This window comes from Psychrobacter glacincola (genome assembly GCF_904846215.1).
GTDB lineage: Bacteria > Pseudomonadota > Gammaproteobacteria > Pseudomonadales > Moraxellaceae > Psychrobacter > Psychrobacter glacincola.
Map to the genome: position 1 here is coordinate 93523 of NZ_CAJGZK010000008.1, position 23925 is coordinate 117447.

A 23925-nucleotide genomic window follows, 5' to 3' on the forward strand; every position below is an offset into this window, starting at 1 on the left:
TTAAATATTATTAATAACGGAATTACCAGCCGAGTGCGGTTTTTTGCATGGCAATAAGCTCAGCGATGCCTTTTTCAGCAAGTATCAGCATGTCATCAGCTTGGGCGCGCGTAAATGGCTTTTCTTCTGCCGTACCTTGCAGCTCAATGAACTCACCTTTTTGGGTCATGACCACATTGAGATCAGTATCACAGCTGGCATCTTCTTCGTAGTTCAAATCCAAATATGCTTTACCATCTTTCATACCGACAGACACTGCAGCAACCAAACCAATCAATGGATCCGCTTTTAGTTTCTTAGTTTTTTGAATACTCTCTAACGCATCAATAAGGGCAATCGCAGCGCCAGTCACACTCGCAGTACGAGTACCACCATCCGCTTGCAAGACGTCACAATCTAGGTAAATGGTGTTTTCACCAAGCTTACTCAAATCAATCATGGCACGTAGACTACGACCAATTAAACGCTGAATCTCTTGGGTACGACCTGATTGCTTACCACGTGCCGCTTCACGCTGATTACGAGTATTGGTCGCGCGTGGTAGCATGCCATATTCGGCCGTGATCCAGCCCTTGCCTTTACCTTTGAGCCAGCGCGGTACGCCAGACTCTACACTAGCGGTACACAGTACCTTGGTGTCGCCAAAGCTGACCAATACTGACCCTTCGGCATGCTTAGTATAATGGCGCTCAAAGCTGATTGAGCGAAGTTGGTTAAGCTCACGATTGTCAATACGCATAAAATTCCCTAGTACGAGGTTGTAAAAGCAGTGTTATAAAATAAAAGGTTTAAATTTATGGTTATGTGGTTAGCCAGTCAGTATTTGCAGAAAATGTATATATTAAAATAAATGACAGCTCAATGCTCTAGCAGGGCTAAATATTAGGTTATCCTAACGTGACAACGGTGCAATAGCAAGATTCACACAAGCTATTACACCGCTGTTTTAGCTAAAAATAGCAGTATAAGTTATTCTAAACCTTCCATCTTACGCAATTCTTTACGCAGGATTTTGCCCACGTTTGATTTTGGTAATTCATCGACAAATTGAATGTGACGCGGACGCTTATAGCCGGTCAATTGTTTTTTGCCAAAATCAAGCAGCTCTTGCTCGGTCACATTGCCTTTTTTGACCACATATAGCTTTGGGTCTTCGCCGCGATCATCATTTGGAATACCAATCGCGCCGCACTCTACTATGCCTGAATGCTCGCTCATGGCTTCTTCGATTTCATTTGGATAGACATTAAAACCAGAGACCAAAATCATGTCTTTTTTGCGATCAACGATTTTGATAAAGCCTTTTTCATCTATGATACCGATGTCGCCTGTTTTGAGATAACCACTGGCAGTAAAGCTTTCAGCCGTTTCTTCAGGGCTATTTTGGTAGCCAATCATAACTTGTGGACCTTTGACACAGATTTCACCGCGCTCACCAATAGCCACTGTGTTTTCATCATCGTCAATCAAAATAACATCGGTACTAGGGGCAGGGATACCAATCTTTCCGGTGAATTCAGCAATGGTCATTGGGTTAAAGGCAACCACTGGTGAGGTTTCAGATAAGCCATAGCCTTCAACGATAGGCAGACCAGTGATTTTATGCCACTCTTTTGCCACGCTTGGCAGTACCGACATACCGCCACCGATAGAGGCTTTTAAACTAGAGAAATCCAAATCTGCAAAACTTTCTTTATGTACCAAGCCATTAAACAAGGTATTTACTGCAGGGATAAAGGCCGGTTTGTATTTGCCCATCTCTTTAATCAAACCATCAAGATCACGTGGATTTGGAATAAGCAAACCAGCACAACCTTGGTACATGCTATACATCCCGCAAACCATGAACGAGAACACATGGTATAGCGGTAGCGCGGTCAAAAGCACATCAGTAGCGTCGACATCCTCTTCAAAAGCGCTGTCCATGAGCGCGCTAATCTGTAGCATATTGGCAATTAAGTTGCCATGAGAGAGCATCGCACCCTTAGCCACACCAGTCGTACCACCGGTATATTGCAATAGTGCCACATCGCTTAAGTTCAAATCAGGACGCTTATACTTGCTAGCTGATACAGCATTTAATGCTTGCTTAAAGCTGGTGCTCTCTGGCAGACGATACGCAGGAATCATTTTTTTGACATGGCGCGCGACCAGATTGACCACTGTCCCTTTGATTGTGCCTAACATATCGCCAATTTTACAGACGATGACATGCTTCACTTGACCCTTATCTTGCGCATCTTGATAAGTTTTTGCAAAGTTTTCGACGATGAATAATGCTTTGGTGCCACTGTCATGCAGCTGATGCGATAACTCGCGGCTGGTATACAAAGGATTGACATTGACCAGCACCATACCTGCGCGAATGATACCCAAAGCCACCACAGGATACTGCAAGATATTAGGCATCATCACACCGACTTTATCACCTTTGACGAGCCCTAGTGCCTGTAAATAACTGGCAATTTGACGACTGTATAAATCCAATTGCTTAAAGGTAATAGAAGCACCCATGCAGATATAGGCAGTTTTTTGTCCATAACGGCTAAAATTACGCTCGAACACATCAAGTAAAGAGGTACTGTCATCTGGCATCTCAATAGTAGGATTGATGCCATAGCGCTCATAAGCACTTAACCATGGACTGTCGCTCGCTATCGTTGGCATAGTAGGAAACGCGTTGGTTTCAGCCTTTGATTGAGTATTATTCGCAGCTTTATGGTCTGTTATCTCTTTATTGATATTGTCAGTCATAATTGTCCTTAAATGTTGCCGTTAAAATATAGAATATGTCTAATTAAATCACCGTGGTCGTTAGTCACTTATTTACCAAATCAAAAACTTGTGAATAAGAAGTCTTTTCACTCATAAGCAAACAAATCTTTTCATTCACAAATATTTTAAATTAAAAATTATCGTTAAGTACAAAAAATATTGCTACGGACTATATCAGTTTTAGGGAGAATTCTCTATGAATACCCGCCAAATCAGAATAGGAAAACAAAAAAATGATAAGGTCCTATACAAGCGACCTTATCATCATTTCATCAGTGATAATCATCTTTTACAACGATATTCCCTAATCACTTCTACTAGCTATTTCTAATATCTACTACATCAACTATCAATCGGCTTACATCCCTGTTTATCACTAACGTACAAAGATGAAAACGGATAAAAAGCGTTCTGAACTTGATGGTAAATATTCTAACCGTGGTTCTTTTCTTCAAGTACGCGCAGATCTTTATGTAAGATTTTACCGACGTTCGATTTTGGCAACTCATCGATAAATTCAACATAACGCGGACGTTTATAGCCGGTTAGATTTTCTTTGCTATAAGCAAGCACCTCTTCTTTCGTCAAGCTGTCATCACTACGCACCACATAAATCTTCGGTACTTCGCCGCTCTTTTCGTCTTCGACACCGATGACACCGCATTCCAAAATCTTTGGATGGGCTGACATCACATCTTCTACTTCATTTGGATACACGTTAAAGCCTGATACCAAAATCATGTTTTTCTTGCGATCAACAATTTTGAAGTAGCCCTCTTCATCCATCACGCCGATATCACCGGTACGGAAATAACCGTCAGCCGTCATAACTTCAGCGGTGGCATCATCACGTTTCCAGTAGCCTTTCATCACTTGCGGACCACGAACACAAATCTCGCCACGCTCACCAAGTGCCACTTCATTGCCTTCTTCATCCAAGATTGCCATGTCAGTCGCTGGCATCGGCAAGCCGATATTGCCGGAGAATTCGCCGGTACCTTGCGGGTTGGCTGATGCAACGGGTGAGGTCTCTGACAGACCATAACCTTGTACGATCACATTACCGGTAATTTTTTGCCACTTGTCGGCCGTGTCTTTTAAAACAGCCATGCCGCCGCCCATAGACATCTCAAGCTTGCTATGATCTAAGGCTTTGAATACGTCACTATTAGCCAACGCATTAAATAGTGTATTTACTGCTGGGAAAAACGCGGGTGGGTAATCTTTATAAGCTTTGATTAAGCTGGCACCGTCACGTGGGTTTGGTACCAGTAGACCGATACAACCGCGATATAAGCCAAACATGCCGCATACTGTAAATGAGAAGATATGATATAGCGGCAATGCAGTCATAATAACCGCCTGCTCACTCATGCCCTCAAACTTATCAAAAGCATCGCCAAGATACGTATCACACTGAATGAGATTAGCTACTAAGTTACCATGCGTGAGCATCGCACCTTTGGCGACGCCTGTGGTACCGCCGGTATACTGTAGAACCGCGACATCATCAAGACCGATATCAGTTGGGCGCTTATAACGTTTAGCAGGCAAGCGATTGAGTGCTGTTTTAAAGTTTACGCTGTTTTTAAGATTGTAATCAGGTACCAGTTTTTTCACATGGCGTACAACCATATTGACGATAAAGCCTTTCAACGGACTCATCAAGTCGCCCATTGAGGTCACGACTACATGGTCAACCAAGTCTTTACCAATATCTTCATAAGTTTTGGCAAAGTTCTCTAAAATAAATAATGCTTTGGTGTCAGAGTCAGTCAACTGATGCTCAAGCTCTTTTGAGGTATAAAGCGGATTGACGTTGACCAAGGTCATGCCAGCACGCAGCACACCCAATACCGCAACCGGTAGCTGCAAAATATTTGGCATCATAACGCCGACTTTATCGCCTTTTTTCAGTCCAAGTGACTGCAAGTAGGCAGCGATTTGTTTGCTATAGCGATCTAAATCTTCGTAAGAGAGCTTTACATCCATACAAACAAAAGCCGTTTTACCAGCGTGCTTAATAAAATTCTGCTCAAATATGTCGATTAAAGAGGTATTATCAGCTGGCATATTGATATCGTACTGGATACCAAGCTTTTCGTAAGTTTTGACCCATACTTTATCATTACGACGAATTAGGTTGCCTTGATTTTCCATAATCTTACTTCTCCTAGTAATAGTGCACTGCTGTTAACCCACAACAATCACAATGTGATAAACACACGAAAACCCGACGCACAAGCTAACCACAATGATGGCGAGGGAGGCTGACGGTATAAGTGTATGGCGATGAGTCAACAATTTAATGGGAAATAGCCCTTTGTTGTTTAACATACACACTTTATACAAACTACTCAATATAAAAAAATGCTACTTGAGTTTGCAAAGTAGCTTGACGAGATATAACCCTATCTATATCAAACATTTATCTGCATGTATTAGCGAAATAATCAAAATGATGTAGACGACATAAATAAAAACACAAAACGCTAAAAACCAGAGAAATAATAAATAACCATTGAATTCACTATACTGAATTTAATGGCTAAAAGCTATAATCAGGGAAAAGTAATATCGATACATCAAGTACTGCTGATATTCATTTTTCTTGCTTGCTGTGCTTACGCAGACAGAGGCTGCAAAAAATTTATATCAGCAGCACTGTAGCGCTTTTGAGATATTTTAACTATATCTTGAAAAGCACAATATGAGGACGTCATGCGCTGTCGTCTATACTGACTTATACCTTTTTAATTGCGCCAATATCCTTTAGGATAGCACTATCCTATTTGCCCTGACTAAACCAATTATTTATACCTATTAACACTGATAAGTGAATCCTATTTTATGTCCGATGTTATTGACCATACAATTGACCCAATCCTAGCAAACGAACCGATGGATACGCGCTCAGTGGCGGAGTTCGCTGAGCAAGCGTATCTTAATTATGCCATGTACGTCATCATGGATCGGGCGCTACCAAATATCGCCGACGGGCTAAAGCCTGTGCAACGCCGCATTGTTTATGCGATGAGCGAGCTTGGGCTAAAATCAACGGCAAAGGCGAAAAAATCTGCGCGTACGGTCGGTGACGTATTGGGTAAATATCATCCGCATGGCGATAGCGCTTGTTATGAAGCGATGGTACTCATGGCACAGCCGTTTAGTTATCGCTATCCGCTGATTACCGGACAAGGTAACTGGGGCAGCCCTGATGACCCAAAATCATTCGCCGCCATGCGTTATACCGAAGCGAAAATGTCTGCTTATGCCAATACGTTGCTTGCAGAACTTGGTCAAGGTACAGTCGATTGGCAAGACAACTTCGATGGCACCATGCAAGAGCCGACTACCCTGCCTGCGCGCCTGCCCAATATCTTATTAAATGGTACGACCGGTATCGCCGTTGGTATGGCAACGGATATTCCGTCGCATAATCTTAATGAAGTCGTTCGTGCGGCGATTCGTCTGCTCAAAAACCCTGAGCTATCGGTTAAGCAGCTCACCCAGTCAATACCAGCGCCTGATTTGCCAACACCTGCTGAAATCATCACCAGCAAAAAAGATCTGCAAGCCATGTATGAAACTGGTCGTGGCAGCTATAAAATGCGCGCAACCTTTCATATTGACCCTAAAGAAAAAAATCTTGTCATCATCAATGCCCTCCCTTACCAAGTCTCAGGTAACAAAATCCAAGAGCAAATTGCCAAGCTGATGACCGATAAAAAGCTGCCGTGGATTACAGATATTCATGACGAATCAGATCACGAAAACGCTTGCCGTATCGTGCTTGAGCTACGATCAACGCGGGTCGATGTCGATCGTGTGATGAGTCATCTGTTTGCCAGTACTGATCTAGAAAGCAATTACCGCGTCAATATGAATATGATTGGCTTAAACGGTAAGCCACAGGTCAAAAACCTCAAGGAAATATTAGAAGAATGGCTAATCTGCCGCCGTTCAGTAGTGACTCGCCGTCTGCAGTATCGCCTCGATAAAATCGATAAGCGCTTACATATCCTCACAGGTCTACTGATTGCCTATCTAAATATTGATGAAGTGATTCGCATTATTCGCAAAGAGAACGATCCAAAATTAGCGTTGATGCAAGGTTATGATTTAACCGATATCCAAGCCAATGCCATCTTAGATATTCGTTTGCGTCAACTCGCTAAACTTGAAGAGTTTGAGCTGCGCCGTGAGCAAGATGATCTGGCAAACGAGCGCGCCATTATTCAAGAGTATTTGGACAATCCAGACAGTCTAACCACTCTGATGATCGATGAGCTTACTGCCGATATGAAAGAACATGGCAACGAGCGCGTGTCACCACTGGCAGAACGCGAAGAAGCGCAAGCGTTAAAAGAATCCGACCTCGTACCAAGCGAGCCAATTACCGCTGTGTTATCAAAAGCCGGCTGGATACGCGCTGCCAAAGGTCATGACGTAGACGCCGCTGCTATGAGCTATCGCTCAGGCGACAGCTATCAAGCCCACGTCCGCGGTAAATCTAATGAGAAAATCTACGTGCTAGATAGCACGGGTCGTAGTTATAGTATTGATGCGCATAATCTTGCCTCAGCTCGCGGTCAAGGTGATCCGCTCACCAGCGTCTTAAAACCGCCAGCAGGTGCCACTTTTGAGCAACTGCTAACCGGTGACAATGACCAGCGCATTATCTTAGCCAGCTCTCAAGGCTATGGTTTTATCAACACAATTGGCAATCTAGATAGCAATCAAAAAGCTGGTAAAAACATCATTAATCTAGCCGCTGATAGCCAACTGTTACCTATCGCGCGTATCGATGCTCAAGCTGATTTGATGGTAAGCGCTGAGAATAATGGCATCTCTACTCCCGAAAACAGCTCTACTCCTGACCATATCGCTGTCGTGACCAATGCTGGCTATTTATTGATATTTGCACTTGATGATTTGCCTGAACAGGCTCGCGGCAAGGGTAATAAGATGATTAATTTAAAAGGTGATGAAGAAGTGCTCACTATCACGCCACTTAGCAAACAAGATAGTCTAATCATTACTGCTGGCAAGCGTCATGTGACTTTAAAGCCGATGGACTTAGCCAACTATACTGCTAAGCGTGGTAGCCGTGGTGGTCAGTTGCCACGAGGCTTTCAAAATGTGACAAGTGTTGAGGTTGGGTGATAATATAGTCAGTGAAAAGTAATATCGACACATTATGTACTACTGGTATTAATTTTTCTTGCTTGCTGTACCCATGCAGACAGAGGCTGCGAAAAATTTATACCAGCAGTACCGTAGCGTTTTTAGAGTATTTTGACTATAGCTATGCTTTGCGCTCTAGTCTCTAGCATTTAACGCTCACAATATTTTTAACAAAAAACCGCCTATACACAAGGTATAGACGGCTTTTTTTTGCTAGCTAAAACAGATGACTATTATAGTGAAAAGATAATACTCGTTTAAAAGTTGCTGGATTTGGTATCTTCAAAAACTGCTGTCAAAAAGCTTTCAATCTGAGTACTTGTCATTAGATAGGGATTATAGTCAGAACCTGCTGAGAAGCTTTTTAGGGCATACTCTTCATCTTTAGCGCTTGATGTCAGATGTTTGACTAAAAACCCATTCCATTGACGCGATTCTATTTCCTCTATATTAACAATATTAGGAAAAATGGTTGAATGCTTGTCAAGTATCTTTTCTAAGGCAGTATTGATAGCAGGTCTTGTTCCTTGAAAACTTTGAACGAAATAATCTTCACTAATAACTAAAGCTGAAACTATATTGTTTTCTTCAAAATATCTTCGCCAAAACTCAAGTGCACGAGTCAGCTCGATTCCCGAATCTAGATCGACATTTTTGGCGATATATATCATTTTGATAAGAATATGCTCGCCATTTCTTTTTTTGCTTTCTGGAGTATGGCTTGTCATTGTACGCATAAGAAACCTTATTTATGAAATGCTCATCTAAACTAAGATACACTTTATTATAAAAAATAATCAATAAAGTTTTTATATTTTGACCGATTTTTTATCGTCTATCATGATTTTTTAGAGTGCGTAGGATGCGTTCCACGCACCACTTCTAAGTGCTATTGATTTTATTGGTGCGTCCTACGCATCCTATGGCTTTCTTTTAAATATTGGGTGTCGCAAACTTCATCCAACCTACGTGCTGATATTATCGATTTTTGATTAGCTGGATTATTTCTCTTTAAAAACTGCTTTCATAAAGCTTATAATTTGAGTTTTTTTCATTAAATAGGGATTAAAGTCAGCACCTGCTGAGAAATTTTTAAGTGTATATTCCTCATCTTGAGCGCTTGACGTTAAATATTTAATTAAAAAGTCATCCCATTTACGTGTGTCTACTTCCTCAATATCAATAATATGAGGTGTCATGTGCGAATATTCATTAATCAACTTTGCCAAAACTTCATTGATAACAAGTCTTGAGCCTTCGATATTTTGTATCAAATAACTGTCATTAAGCACAAGCGCTGAGGTGATATCGCTTTTCTCGTTATCTCTTCGCCATTTCTCAAGAGTACGAGTCAAACCTACTCCATTATCCTTTTTGGTATTTTTGCCAATATACGTTAGGCTGACAAGAATATGTTCGCCATCCCTATTTTTCTTTTCGGAAATCTTATCTTTCTCTTCGGAAATATAGTCAATAATATTATTCATAAGAAATCCAATTAATAAAAAAATCATTCAAATTAAGATACTATTTAAAGCAGAATGTAATCAATGATATTTTTTCCTATTTCATTCAATTTTTGTAATTTACATATAAAGCTAGCGACATATTTAGCCAAACATTTACGATGATACATGATAATTATTTTTTTGAGAGATTACATAATCTATTTTAACAAGTTGGCCTGCCATCGCTTATCCCGATAAAGTAGCTATTTGTTTTGATAGCTCTACAGTAGCATCACAAAGTACGACACAATCAGTGCTGTAGGCTCAACCTAATCGTTTGAAAATCGTTCTGTATTTTCCAATAATTTGAATTCAGTTTTAAAAAAACAATCAAACAGCCGCTGTGTTACACAGTCTAGTCAAAAATCTCGTCATTTCTAGCTGATGAGCCTGTAGGATAAAACATATAATAATGAGCCAAGACTCTTAGACTGATAAAGACTCATACCTAATAGAGTTCAAAATATAAAGGACAACCATGTTTATTGTAGATAAGGCTGCTGCAGCTAGTATGAATAATAAAGCCCCCACCCCCAAAATCATATTTTTTGATATCGATGACACCTTAAGCCGTAACGGCATTATCGCCGCGCACAATCAAGCAACGCTTGAAGCGCTGGCTAAGACTGATATTAAACTGGTGATTTCAACCGGACGCTCCAAAGCCATATTACCTGCGGATATCTTAGCGTTACTGGATGCCGATATATTGGACGCCATTATTTGTATGAATGGGCAATACAGCTTTAATAAAGCGGGCATGATCAGTCATTATCCATTATCAGATGCGCAAACTAGCAAGATTGTAATGCTATGCCAAAAAAGTGAGCTCATTCATAAATTTGACTCGGCGACTCATATCGCATGGTCACATGAAAACGCGCGCCTACGTGAATACAATGCGATAACACCAAACTCTATCCTTGACCCAGAATATCATAAGGCAAATACGGTTTATCAATGCTCGGTATTCTTTAACACTCAAGAAGAGAAAATGCAGGAGGTTGACTTTGCCCAAGATGATTTGAAACTGGTGCATTGGCATCATATTGGCGCAGATATATTACCAATCGAGGCATCCAAAGCACGCGGTATCATAGATTTATGCCTGCATTACGATATTGATGCGAAGGATTGTATGGCATTTGGTGATGGGCTAAATGATTTAGAGATGTTTGATTTGGTCGGCTATGCAGTGGCAATGGGCGATGCAAAGCCTGAACTGATCGCGCGTGCGGATTTTGTCACTGGGACAATTGAAGAATATGGAATACAAGCGGTACTCGATCATTTGCATATAGCATCGTGACAGTGTGGGCTTGAATAGGGTTATTTATGAGTTTAGTTAAGCAGATGAATGGTCTGCAAATAGGCAGACCATTCATCTGCTCTATCACTACATTTAACTGCGTTTAAATACCAAGCCATAAACCCAACTGCCTAGCTTATAAAATCCAACAGCAACTAAAATAAAGAGTAATGCTGCCAATAAATACGCTAAAAAATTTGGTATACCAGTTGACCAACCAATACTAAATGCCACGCCAAGATACGCGGTTAACGGCCAGCTTAAAAGTGGCGTGTCCATGCCAGCATTAAAAAATGCAATGATGGCGCACAGACCTAGCACAGCAGTGACAATGCCAGCGATTTTACGATGAGTCATCTCGTCTCTCTTGTACAATCGAATCAATTTGATGACCAAAAAACAGTGCCCTTATTAAGGCATCGTCAAGCCGCCATCAACGGCAATAGATTGACCCGTAATAGCCGCGCTCAAATCAGACGCCATCAGCAACACTGAATTGGCAAAATCGCTCACTGAGGTCGCTTGGCGAAGTGGCGTGGTAGTTGCGATATAGTTAAAGACTTCTTCGGTCGTTAATTGACTAGCGTCAGTCGTTTTGAGCAATCCACCTGCTAATAAATTAACCCGAATACCATATTGCCCAAGCTCCGCCGCTAAATTACGTGTTAGACCAATAAGCGCAGATTTTGCGGTGGTATAGTCGTAATAAGTCACGACCGGATTATAAACCAGATTGGTTGAGATATTGATAATCTTGCCCATCTGCTGTGCTTTCATTTGTGGCAATACCGCTTGCACTGTATTGACGGCACCTTGGACAATGCCGTCAATTTGCTGAGAAAAATGTGCCCATTTCACAGTCTCGATACTGGTGTAATCAGCACTCGGGTTAAACTGATAGCTCGGCAAGGCATTATTAATTAATATATCAATACATGCGAAACGTTCTATAACTTCTGCTGCCATTGCTTGCATTTGTGCTAAATCAGTTACATCCCCTTGATAAGTAAAAGCACGCCCACCTTCTGCTTCGATATCAGCAACCACTTTTTCAGCCGCCTCTTTACTATGCAAATAATTCACGCAAACGCTCGCGCCTGCCGCTGCCATCTGCATGGCGATTTGAGCGCCGAGACCACGACTTGCGCCTGTGACGATGGCGACTTTATCAGTAAGAATGACCGGAATAACGGTTTGAGCCATGAGATTGCATCCTTTATTATTATGTTATGGTTAGAATATGACTATACTTAAAGCGCTCTGACTATACTTAAAGCGCTCTGACCATGCTTAAAGCGCGCTGGCTATAGAACAAATCATGCTCATCATAGCATGATTGATTGCTATCATTGCGTGAGCAGTACCTTCCTAGTATGGGCTATAGCCTGTTCGCTATAAAGTCACCACAGCATCAACCCCGATGACCATACTAGTGTATAGCTTTCGCTCGGTTTCTTTATATTGATATTATTTTGGATTGACTATAGCACCCAACCTACTCAAGCTGCTGCTCTTTAAATGACTGTGCGTTAAATGAACGCGCATCATAACCCTAATCGTATAATCAACGATACCATACCTATATCATAGAATATACTGCACAAAAAAAACGCTGATTTTAAATAGTCAGCGTTTTTTATGAGTGATATTTGGTATAGTTAATCCACTTTTAAAAGGGTACAGCACTACTGGGGTTAATGATTCGCAGCCTCTGTCGGCTAGCTACAGCAAGCAAGAAAAATCAACCCCAGTAGTGCTTTATAACATTTGTACTTCTTTTATTTGGGACCAATTCTATTTATAAATGCAAATCGGTTTCGCTCCCTTTGTGTTCAATTCGGCGTTGTTCACGGCGCTGGTAGCGCAGACCGGAGGCGGCAAACCATTGCGGTTTGGTTTCTTGTAATAAGTCACTGAGCTCCTGCAACTGTACTTGTAAGGTTTGGGTCAGCCAAAAGTAACCTTGCCACTCAAAGCCCAAACTTTCTACACTTGGGTATGCTGATACCGCGATACGGGTAATGGGACGAAACACTTCATCGCTAGGACTGCGCAGTACTGCCGCCATATGCTGCATCGCTTGCGTTAATTCATGTTGATAGTGTATAAGCAAGATATGATTTTCATCATCAATCTCAATATTAGCCAAGCGCGGCGCGGCACTTAACAGTAAATCAATCGTACCAATAATATTTCGATGCGTGCGCTGAATAGTCTCCAGCGTCCCTTTTTTGATTCCTGATTCACTAGCGGTTGCTGCAATATGCGGGCGCACGGCCAATAGCCGATTGTTAATCTGTTGTAGCTCCGCGACCAATGTTTTATCAACAGGTACCCCTTCGACGGCAAGGGCAGCTGGGTTTACGTGCTCATCCCCTAACACCTCAGCCGCATCGATGTGATTGCCCACCCCAGCATAAAGACTGCTACAGGCCTCCAAGTTACTGGCCAATAAAAATCGCCACATCAAAGTAGACTTCAGCGGTAAAATTAAGGTCGCCGCTACCGCAACGCCAGTGCCGAGTAAGATATTGAGAGCGCGATAAATACCATCTTGACCGATACTGCTTTGACCCAGATTTGAGACAATCATTAACATGGTAATACCGGTAAGTAGCCCTGTATAACCTAAATTCTTAACCGCTAGATAGCCAATAAGGCCACTGATCAGGCCAATGAGCGCATAATCTACCCACAACCATGCGCCCGCACTTTGGTTAAACCATAAAATCCCAAGCGCAGTACCAATACCCAGTAACGTGCCAAGTACCCGCTCTTTCGCCTTGGTGTATATGGCACCTTGATACTGTAATAACCCTAGAATGATAAAAACAGTAATGGTCGTCCATTCGCCATGCGGGAAGTGAGTCACTTTATTGACCAAGAGCGCAAGTATGATAGCTATACCCAAACGTATGGCATGCAGAACATCAGCATGCTGATAGCGAGCGTATGGCTCTATCACGGGAGCGGTAAATCGTTGTAAAAAAGTCGGCTTCACGCAGGACATCTCTTATCATTAATGAGAATTAGAATTAAAAAAAGTATAAAAATAACGCCTTTTACCTATTAAAAGATAAAAGACGTTAAGTGTCAAAACAAGCTCGCACATCACCAAAAAAAGACAAGGTTAAGTGAGCATTTGGGTGTCAATCAGGCTAATTACTACACTTCTAAATAATCTAATATCCCTTCAGCCGCTTCGCGACCTTCCCAGATGGCAGTGACTACCAAGTCAGAACCGCGAACCATATCGCCACCGGCGAATATTTTGGGGTTATTGGTTTGAAATTTAAAGGTTTGCTTTTCTGCTGCCAATACTCGACCTGACTTGTCCATAGAAATCTGCTGCGAGTCAAACCAATCAGCAGGACTAGGACGGAAACCAAAGGCCATAATCACCGCATCACACGGGATAATCTCTTCAGAGTTTGGAATCGGTTCAGGATACTGACGACCGTTTTCATCTGGTGCGCCCAGATGCGTCGTTACTACTTTTACCGCATTGACCTTACCGTTTAAGCCAATTATTTCAGTCGGTTGGCGATTAAATAAGAACTCAACCCCCTCCTCGCGTGCATTGACCACTTCACGACGTGAGCCTGGCATATTTTCTTCATCACGGCGATAAGCGCAGAATACTTGCTCAGCACCTTGACGAATACTGGTACGATTACAGTCCATCGCGGTATCGCCACCACCCAATACCACGACTTTCTTGCCTTTTAGGTCGATATACTCTGCTGAGTCTTTTTCCCAATCATTACAGCGATTGACATTGGCAATCAGGTAATCGAGGGCGTCATAAACACCCTCCAATTCTTCACCAGCGAAGCCGCCACGCATATAAGTATAAGTACCCATACCCATAAATACGGCGTCATATTCGCCTAACAGCTCATCAATACTGACATCAGTACCGATTTCTGTCTCAAGACGGAACTCCATGCCCATGCCCTCAAAGATGACACGGCGGTTACGCATGACATCTTTTTCCATTTTGAACTCTGGAATACCAAAGGTTAATAAACCACCAATCTCTGGGCGTTTATCAAAGATAACGGGTTTGACACCATTTCTAACCAAGATATCCGCGCAGCCAAGTCCTGCCGGTCCTGCACCGATGATGGCAACCTTTTTATCTGTCCAAATCACCTTAGACATATCAGGACGCCAGCCGAGTGCAAAAGCGGTGTCATTGATATACTTCTCGACATTACCAATTGTCACGGCACCAAAGCCATCATTAAGTGTACAAGAACCTTCACATAAGCGGTCTTGCGGACAAACACGCCCGCAGACTTCAGGCAAAGTATTGGTTTGATGACACAATTCTGCGGCTTGGAAGATTTGACCTTCAGCCGCCAGTTTTAGCCAGTTAGGAATGTAATTATGGACAGGGCACTTCCATTCGCAGTACGGATTGCCACATTCTAAGCAGCGATGCGATTGCTGAGCGACTGATTCACTTTCAAACGGCTGATAAATTTCAACAAACTCCGTTGAACGCGTGGCGATGTCTTTTTTGATCGGCTCAAGCCGTGGCACATCTAAAAACTGAAAGCTATTTTCTAAGCGTTTTGCCATGGTATTGTCTCTTTTATATAGGGGTCTTTTATAGTGGCTAACGACAGTCGATATAGGCAGCCTCAATGAGACAAATTTACTTATATAGGCTGTCATTTACCTGCTCAAAACATCTATAAATCCATCTTTGAAATAACGTTGTCTACCTCTACTATCTATACATTATGGTACACAACGCTATCCATAAATCAGATCAACTATTGCGGATCAGCGGTCGTGGTCTTAAGCAAAGTAGCAACGTTCGCGGCTTTTGGCTTAACCAAGTAGAACTTACGCGCATAATGCTCGAAGTCTGCCAATATGGTCTGACCCCATGCGCTACCTGTTTTATTGACATGCGTCTCAATCACCTGTTGTAGGTAGATACGGTGGCTTTCCATCTGCTCGCTTGAGATACGATTTAAATCAATCAACTCATGGTTGCAGCGATCAAAGAAATCACCTTCTAAATCGAGTACATAAGCAAATCCACCCGTCATGCCTGCGCCAAAGTTAAGACCAGTACGTCCAAGTATGGTAATGATACCGCCCGTCATATACTCGCAGCAATGGTCGCCTGTGCCTTCGATGACCGCATGAGCACCTGAGTTACGAACACCAAAACGCTCCCCTGCCGTACCCGCAGCATATAACTTGCCAGCTGTTGCGCCATACAAGCAAGTATTACCGATAATGGCAGTATCCTGCGCCATAAAGCCGGAGTCTTTGGGTGGATAAATCACAATCTCGCCACCCGCCATGCCTTTACCGACATAATCATTGGCATCGCCTTCAAGCTCAATGTGCAAACCACCAGCATTCCAAACACCTAGACTTTGCCCTGCAGTGCCAGTCAAGTGCAACTTAATGGGTTTGTCACTCATGCCAAGATTGCCCCATACTTCTGCAATCTCACCTGAGATACGCGCCCCAATAGAGCGATCACAGTTGCCAACGTCATAACTGTAGTCACCACCGTTGCCTTGACGAATATTAAGCAGCATATCACTAATCATTTGCTCAGCAAGCAAGCCTTTGTCAAATGGCTCATTGCGCTCAACCTGACAGGTTTGTGCTTTGCCACTACTAGCAGGATGGCTAAATAGTAGAGGCGATAAATCAAGATGTTGCTGCTTAGCCGTGTTGCCTTCTAATATATCAAGTAAGTCAGTACGTCCAACCAACTCTTCCATCGTACGCACGCCAAGCTTTGCAAGCCATTCGCGAGTCTCGGTTGCGACAAATTTAAAGAAGTTAATCAGCATCTCAGCTTCACCGATAAAGTGATCATCGCGTAGCTGGGCTTTTTGAGTGGCAACGCCCGTTGGGCAGTTATTTAAATGGCAAATACGTAAGTATTTACAACCAACGGCTATCATCGGCGTGGTACCAAAACCAAAGCTTTCAGCACCAAGAATGGCGGCTTTGACCACATCAAGTCCTGTCTTTAGACCGCCATCGGTTTGAATACGAACCTTATGACGCAAGCCATTAACGCGTAGTGATTGATGGGTTTCAGCAAGACCAAGCTCCCATGGCGAGCCTGCATGATGGATAGACGACAGTGGTGATGCTGCCGTACCGCCGTCATAACCTGAGATGGTAATCAAATCGGCATAAGCTTTTGCCACACCAGTTGCAATCGTACCAACGCCTGGACGTGAGACCAACTTAACCGACACGAGCGCATCTGGATTGACTTGCTTAAGATCAAAAATAAGCTGCGCCAAATCTTCAATCGAATAAATATCATGATGCGGCGGCGGTGAAATCAACGTCACCCCCGGCACAGAATAACGCAGACGAGCGATTAAAGCATTGACCTTACCACCCGGTAGCTGACCGCCTTCACCAGGTTTTGCACCCTGCGCGACTTTGATTTGCATAACTTCTGCTGAGCGCAAATAGGCAGGCGTTACCCCAAAACGACCAGAGGCAACTTGCTTAATTTTTGAGTTGCGCATAGTGCCGTAGCGAACAGGGTCTTCACCGCCCTCACCTGAGTTTGAGCGACCGCCAATAGTATTCATAGCAATAGCGATGGCTTCATGCGCTTCTGGCGACAATGCGCCTAGTGACATGCCAGCGGAGTCAAATCGCGACAAAATGGCTGAGATGTCTTCAACTTCATCAACGTCGAGAGGGTTGTCGGTTTTAAGCGCTAATAAATCCCGTAAAGTGGCGACTGGACGGCTATTGACGATCTCTGCATACTGAAGATAATTGTCATAGTTTCCTGTACGTACCGCCGTATGTAGGCTATTAATCACATCAGGATTGAAGGCATGATACTCTTTATTGAAAACAAACTTTAGCAAGCCGCCTTGATCAAGTGGCGCACGACGTTTAAAGGCATTTGCCGCAAGCTGCGCTTGATCTGCGGCCAAATCTGCAAAGGTTGCACCTTTAATACGGCTTTGCACGCCTTTAAAGCACAAGCTCACCACTTCTTCAGAAAGACCAACCGCTTCAAATAACTGAGCGCCGCGATATGACACAATGGTGGAGATGCCCATTTTTGATAAGATTTTGAGTAAACCTTTATCTAAGCCTTTACGGAAATTTACCCTTGCCTGAATTGGATCGCCAAGCAGCTCACCTGTGGCAACCAAATCATCAATCACATCATAAGCCAAGTAGGGATAAACGCAGGTCGCGCCAAAGCCAATTAGGACCGCTACTTGATGCGAGTCACGAGCCAGACCAGTCTCAATAATTAAATTGGCATCGGTACGAATACCTTGTGCAATCAGATAATGATGCACCGCCCCTGTGACCATTATGGCGTTGGCAGGGACTTTGTCTGCCGCGATGTCTCTATCAGACAAGACAATCAAGGTATGACCAGCACGAATACTGCTGGCAACTTGCTCACAGATAGCGATGATAGCAGCGGAAAGCTCTAGCGTACGCTCATAATTTAGGTCGATACGTGCCATCTTAAAGGCAGGATCAGCCAAGGCTTCAAGTTGCTGCATCTTGCTGGCTGACAACACCGGCGATGACAAGATAATACGATGCGCGTCGCGTGCTGATGGCGCAAACACATTGGTTTCAGCGCCGAGACACGTCTGTAGCGACATCACAATAGATTCACGTAGGGGATCAATCGGTGGATTGGTCACCTGTGCAAATTGCTGGCGGAAGAAATCACCGACATGACGAATCTGCTGTGACAGTACCGCCATTGGCGTATCATCACCCATCGAACCAACTGGCTCTTGCGCATTTTCAGCGTTCGGGCGGATGATTTCTGTACGCTCTTCATTGGTGATATGATACATTTTTTGCAAGGCCTTTAGCGGCTCACCGCGACATGCCTGTGCAGCTATCTCTTCTTCTAAGCGCTCATCATCACGGATATGGGTCGCCTCGTCGCGTAACCATTTACGATATGGATGCGCCTTTTTAAGCAAGGTTGCAATCGCCTCAGTATCCATGATTTGACCGATTTGCGTATCGATGACCAGCATTTGACCCGGTCCAACACGACCTTTGGCAAGCACGTCTTTTGGCTTATAGTCCCAAACCCCTACTTCTGAGGCGACGGTAATATAACCATTCGTCGTCGTTACCCAACGTGATGGACGCAGACCGTTTCGATCCAGCATACAGACGGCATAGCGACCATCTTGAATCACAAGACCTGCAGGACCATCCCATGCTTCCATATGCTGCGAGTAAAACTCATAAAATGCCCGCAAGTCCATGTCCATGCTATCGACATTCTGCCAAGCAGGTGGCACAAGTATTGACATCGAATGAAACAAGCTCATACCGCCTGACATCAGCACTTCTAGCATGTTATCTAAGCTAGACGAATCTGAGCCAGTGCTATTGACCAATGGCGTTAATTCGTTCAAATTGGGCAGTTTGTCTGATTTTAATTTTGGCGTACGCGCCTCAGACCAGCTGCGGTTGCCGGAGATGGTATTTAGCTCACCATTATGTGCCAAATAGCGAAAAGGCTGTGCCAATGGCCAGCGCGGTAGCGTATTGGTTGAAAAACGTTGATGAAATACCACAATATGCGATGCCAAGCGCGCATCTTGCAAATCTAAGAAGAAAGCAGGCAGATCTGATGGCATCACCAAACCTTTATAAATAATAGTCTGACAACTTAATGAGCACACATAAAACAGCTCATCATCAACCAAGCGTTGCTCAGATTTTTTACGCGCCACAAACAGCTTACGATTAAAGTCATCTGCAGCCAGATTATCAGGCGCATTGACAAATACTTGCTTAAAATCTGGTAATGTCTGACGACCAATCTCACCGACAATACTTAAATCAAGTGGTACATCGCGCCAGCCAGCTACCTCTAGTCCTTGCGCGGTAATCTCTTCATTTAATACTTGTAGGCTATGCTGAGCCGTTGCCGTATCTGGATTGACGAATACCATACCAACCGCGAAGTTATCCGTTATCTCAAACTGTTGCTCTGCTGCAATGTCTCTAAAAAAGGCAACGGGCGTCGCTAATAATAAACCACAACCATCGCCGGTTTTGCCATCAGCTGCCACGCCGCCACGATGGGTCATACAGCTTAGGCTGTGAATGGCTGTTTTTACCAAGTCATGACTGGCCTGACCCTCAATATGAGCAATCAAACCAAAGCCGCAATTGTCAGAAAAGTCATCTGGCGAGGCCAAATGCGTATGGGAGGAAATCATTGACATAGCTGGTCCTTTTAAGTAAGCGGCAGTATATGCAACCAATGTGATGCATAAACCGTTTTCCGCAAGCAGAACGGGCTGGATTATATTTACATATCCGGATTAATAAAGCGCGAGCAGAAAAATTATTGCCACTGTATGGGGTAGGATAAAATACTTATCACAGTCCCCTGTATGTTAGCATCATTTAAGCCATCAATTTAACGCGGAATGATAAGATAACTTTGATAAAGCATTGAATATCAATCGTAGCAAACCAAGTTATTGAGCACTGAGCGTAATTACTTGTCTATCTTGTATCAGTTATAGGGTTCAATATGAGCTTTACAACCTTGAATGACCAAAATAGTAAGTAGCTGAAAAAACGCGGTTTATCCATCAAATGTGAATATAAGACGCCTATATTCAAGCGCCTTAACAATCCTAATAAGGATGATAATAAGAGAAGTTGCGCCACTTGCGCTATGCTGACTATAGTGGATAACTAATAGCCGATTGGTAAGTAGCCGCGCTTGAGAATACGATGTTTTCTGTTAATCGTTTATTGTGGATTTCATAAAAGCCAATTGGCTAATATATGACCATTTACGATAACTATACAGAACGTCGCCCATCCTTATATTAGTGAATGATTGACAAAAAATCTAGTCTTTTCTACCGATTCATCCGTCAGATTTTGTAAGTGTTTATATCATTATTTGTGATATAAGAGCTTAGAAGCCATAAATAGACTATTTATAAAAAAGCCCACTATGTTTTTAAGTGAGCTTTTTAATGCAAATTCATACTCAAAATCAATCTTTCTTTTCTTCAATGAGCTCCTTTATACTGTCGTTTTTGGCTTTGGGCGCTGCCGCATTACCAGAACCATTCTTGGCGTTTTTATTCGCCGAGGCTGCATTTGGATTTTTATTATCCAAGTTTGTACTATTGGAGATAGCACTGCCAGTTGGCGGCTTAGGCGTGGCAACCACTGGCGGTTTTTGGGGTATATTGGTATCAGCATTCTTAGATACTGAGGTAGTAGGACCTTGCTCTTCTATACCGAAAATACGCTCTTCATTGACCGTCAAAGTGTCAGAGGTATCAACGGACTGACGAATGCTTTCAGTTGTATTGCTATTGGCCGATTCTTGAGGAGTACGATTGGTCGCACTGCTTGCAGTTTGCTCGCTGTTATTTACTGTTGATGTTTTTTGACGCACGGGCACTTCACGCTTGGTTGGTCGTAGATTGACTGAACGTGTGCGTTTTGTACTCAGATCTTTTACAGGATCAGGGCGCTCATAATTGTCGATGATACTGACATAGCGATTAATCTCTTCAGGCAGTACTCGCACATTGGCAGGCAGCTTAAAATCTATCAGCTTAGCCGCGCCGACTGCTTCTTGTGGACTGCTCATCACGCCATAGATGAGCATATAACGCACTTGCTTGTTTTCATCAAGGTAGCGAAAATATGTAAACTTACTACGGTCTTCACGTCCTTCTAGATAACTGACAATCACCTCATTTTCAGCAACATTCATGACCTGTACTGTCCACTTGCCTTTGTTGGCAAGCAGATAACGCTTATCTTTAAATTCATTAGGATAGCTGCGCAAATCACGGACCGTTTCATCAAAACTTATCGGTTGTACATCGGTATCAAGCTCATGCAGCGATTCAATTTTTAATGGCTGCTCAAGCTCTGCGCTTAGTACTTGCGGCGCTGCTATGGGCGCGTTTTCTATCTTGGCACCCATCGCTGGCGTCTGACTAAACATCCATACCAAAGCGGTGGTCACACCCAACAGCAGAGTCGCTACCAGCCAAATCAATGCTTGACGGCGATAGGATTGACTCGCGGTACGAGTCGTCGAGCGAGATGCTGCCATGAGGGGTGTCCTTGGTAAAGATATGCTTAGGATAGGGTCATAAAAATCATACAGATAAAACCAAGCAATATATAATCAGTTAAAAATAAAAGAAAGTCGCTTTTTAGTACCCTGCTCTTTTATTACCGTGATATTTCTATACAGAAAATACCAAACTGATAATAGCCATTTATAACGTATGTTCTTTTATAGCTGGTGTTGCATGTTTTGCTAGTACATCGGTGAGCAGATGTGGGTCAAAATCATTGGTTAATACCGCTTCACCCAATGATTTTAACAAAATAAGGCGGATTTGTCCGTGTTTCACTTTTTTATCATGACCCATTAAGTCAAAAGCAGTCTGAACTTCAATAGGCGGCGGCGTGATCGGTAAATTGGCTAATGACAATATGCGCTTAACACGAGCAACGTCATCACTCGTTAGCCAGCCTATTTTTTGCGACAGCTCAGCCGCTTGTACCATGCCCGCAGCGATTGCCTCACCATGCAACCAATTGCCATAGCCTTCATGAGTTTCAATCACATGACCAAACGTATGACCAAAATTCAATAAAGCGCGTACGCCTGACTCTCTTTCATCTTGCGCGACAACATCAGCTTTGTACTGGCAGCAGCGCTTAACCGCTTCGCCCAGTATGGCTAAATCTAAGGCTAGCATCGCTGGTAGATTGTGCTCAAGCCAAAGCAAAAATTCTGCATCCATAATCAGCGCATATTTGACGACTTCCGCAAGCCCCGCTGATAACTCTCGTGCAGGCAGGGTTTTGAGCGTACTCATATCTGCCAATACCATTTGTGGCTGCCAAAATGCCCCAATCATGTTTTTGCCTTGTGGATGATTGATACCGGTTTTGCCGCCGACACTTGAATCTACCTGAGACAGCAAGGTGGTTGGTATTTGGATAAAATTGACACCACGCATAAAGCTTGCTGCCGCAAATCCTGTCATATCACCAATCACACCGCCGCCAAGCGCAATCAGGGTCACATCACGATTAAAATGCGCTGCCATCAATACATCATAAATCTGATTGATACTGGACTGGGTTTTATATTGTTCGCCATCTGGCAGCACACAAACCTGCACGGTAAACTGTGCTTCTAATGGCTGCTGTAAGGCTTTTAGATAAATCGGCGCAATGGTTTCATTGGTAACAATCAATACCTGCTGACCGGTAATATAAGAGGCAACTTGGCTAGCCATACTATTACTTTCTATGGCTGTATTTTCAGTAATGACAATTGGATAGTTATGACTTTGCGTATGTACTGTCAAGTCAGCATGAAACAGTGGCGATGTCATGAAAATCTCCTTAAGTATTACAAGTAAAAGTTAACTAACTAGGTATTCGATAATATGTCTTATATGAATCATTTTTTGACATCAATCTTTTTCAGGTTCTGCAGAAATAGACGTAGAAGCGCAAAAGGTATTGAGCTGCTGTAATAATTGATTGACCATGTGCCGTGGATACGTGTGCCCTGTTGGCATGATAATATGCGCCACTTGACGATATAATGGATCGCGTGCGCTGTATAAACCTTGCAGTATTTTTCTAGGGTTCGGCTGTTGTAATAAAGGACGCGACTTATCTTTCGCAGTACGAGCCATCTGCACATCAACGGGGGCATTCAGATAAATGACGATACCACGATGCTTTAGATACTCACGATTTTCAGCGGCCATTACCGCGCCGCCGCCAGTCGCCAAGACAATCTGCGGTTGCTGTGTCAACTCATCTATCGCCCGCGTTTCCCGTTCGCGAAAGCCGGCTTCACCTTCTTTGGCGAATATCCAAGCAATATCAGCGCCAGTCTGCGATTCAATATACCAGTCACTGTCTACAAACGTCCGCCCGAGCTGCTTTGCCAATAATCTACCGATTGTGGTCTTCCCTGCTCCCATCGGCCCCACCAAAAATACCGACGGTAATTCCTCAACCATAGTACTCACTCAGCTAAATTAGGTATGATACAACGTCAGTGATATTCTGGCTAGTAATGAGCTGTGATTATTGTCAGTA

At 43.2% G+C, this 23925-nt stretch carries 15 protein-coding genes; 2 read left to right on the forward strand and 13 right to left on the reverse strand.

Going from position 1 to position 23925, the window contains the following annotated elements; translation table 11 throughout:
- Positions 1–22 precede the first annotated feature (22 nt).
- The 3 genes from rph to JMW90_RS06750 all read right to left on the reverse strand — a co-directional run bounded on the left by rph (position 23) and on the right by JMW90_RS06750 (position 4935).
- A complete protein-coding gene (gene rph / locus JMW90_RS06740; RefSeq protein ID WP_011514467.1) occupies positions 23–739 on the reverse strand; it encodes a ribonuclease PH in 717 nt (238 codons plus the stop codon).
- A gap of 230 nt (positions 740–969) precedes the next feature.
- Entirely contained in the window at positions 970–2754 is a 1785-nt protein-coding gene (locus JMW90_RS06745) for an AMP-binding protein (protein ID WP_201562484.1), read from the reverse strand.
- A gap of 453 nt (positions 2755–3207) precedes the next feature.
- The gene (locus tag JMW90_RS06750; protein ID WP_201562486.1) at positions 3208–4935 is read right to left on the reverse strand and encodes an AMP-binding protein; all 1728 of its coding nucleotides are present in this window, start codon (positions 4933–4935) and stop codon (positions 3208–3210) included.
- A 690-nt stretch (positions 4936–5625) separates the two neighbouring features.
- On the opposite strand from JMW90_RS06750, the gene parC reads away from it, so the two are divergent.
- On the forward strand, positions 5626–7941 hold the full coding sequence (gene parC, locus JMW90_RS06755; protein WP_201562488.1) for a DNA topoisomerase IV subunit A: 2316 nt from the start codon (positions 5626–5628) through the stop codon (positions 7939–7941).
- Between the two features lie 278 nt (positions 7942–8219).
- Here the strand turns inward: parC and JMW90_RS06760 are convergent, their stop codons facing one another.
- Positions 8220–8699: a BLUF domain-containing protein gene (locus JMW90_RS06760; protein WP_201562490.1), complete on the reverse strand. Its 480-nt coding sequence runs from the start codon at positions 8697–8699 to the stop codon at positions 8220–8222.
- Between the two features lie 264 nt (positions 8700–8963).
- Positions 8964–9449 (reverse strand): BLUF domain-containing protein, encoded by a 486-nt coding sequence (locus JMW90_RS06765; RefSeq protein WP_201562492.1) that lies wholly within the window; start codon positions 9447–9449, stop codon positions 8964–8966.
- 499 nt (positions 9450–9948) lie between these two features.
- Between JMW90_RS06765 and JMW90_RS06770 the strand changes: the two genes are divergently transcribed.
- Entirely contained in the window at positions 9949–10779 is an 831-nt protein-coding gene (locus JMW90_RS06770; protein WP_227691891.1) for a Cof-type HAD-IIB family hydrolase, read from the forward strand.
- A 93-nt stretch (positions 10780–10872) separates the two neighbouring features.
- Here the strand turns inward: JMW90_RS06770 and JMW90_RS06775 are convergent, their stop codons facing one another.
- The 8 genes from JMW90_RS06775 to aroK all read right to left on the reverse strand — a co-directional run bounded on the left by JMW90_RS06775 (position 10873) and on the right by aroK (position 23846).
- Positions 10873–11136, reverse strand: a complete 264-nt coding sequence (locus JMW90_RS06775) for a hypothetical protein (RefSeq protein ID WP_201562494.1) — start codon at positions 11134–11136, stop codon at positions 10873–10875.
- 54 nt (positions 11137–11190) lie between these two features.
- Positions 11191–11982: a 3-oxoacyl-ACP reductase gene (locus tag JMW90_RS06780; RefSeq protein WP_201562496.1), complete on the reverse strand. Its 792-nt coding sequence runs from the start codon at positions 11980–11982 to the stop codon at positions 11191–11193.
- A 595-nt stretch (positions 11983–12577) separates the two neighbouring features.
- Complete coding sequence (locus JMW90_RS06785) at positions 12578–13789, reverse strand: FUSC family protein (RefSeq protein ID WP_201562498.1); 1212 nt, start codon at positions 13787–13789, stop codon at positions 12578–12580.
- 155 nt (positions 13790–13944) lie between these two features.
- Positions 13945–15366 carry a glutamate synthase subunit beta gene (locus tag JMW90_RS06790; protein ID WP_201562500.1) on the reverse strand — a complete coding sequence of 474 codons (1422 nt, stop codon included), beginning with the start codon at positions 15364–15366 and terminating at the stop codon, positions 13945–13947.
- A gap of 197 nt (positions 15367–15563) precedes the next feature.
- Complete coding sequence (gltB, locus tag JMW90_RS06795) at positions 15564–20027, reverse strand: glutamate synthase large subunit (RefSeq protein ID WP_201562502.1); 4464 nt, start codon at positions 20025–20027, stop codon at positions 15564–15566.
- 791 nt (positions 20028–20818) lie between these two features.
- Positions 20819–21901, reverse strand: a complete 1083-nt coding sequence (locus JMW90_RS06800) for a hypothetical protein (protein ID WP_201562504.1) — start codon at positions 21899–21901, stop codon at positions 20819–20821.
- A gap of 169 nt (positions 21902–22070) precedes the next feature.
- Positions 22071–23204, reverse strand: coding sequence for a 3-dehydroquinate synthase (gene aroB / locus JMW90_RS06805; protein WP_201562506.1), 1134 nt, complete (start codon positions 23202–23204; stop codon positions 22071–22073).
- Positions 23205–23285: 81 nt separating this feature from the next.
- Positions 23286–23846 (reverse strand): shikimate kinase AroK, encoded by a 561-nt coding sequence (gene aroK / locus JMW90_RS06810; RefSeq protein ID WP_201562509.1) that lies wholly within the window; start codon positions 23844–23846, stop codon positions 23286–23288.
- Between the last annotated feature and the right edge of the window lie 79 nt (positions 23847–23925).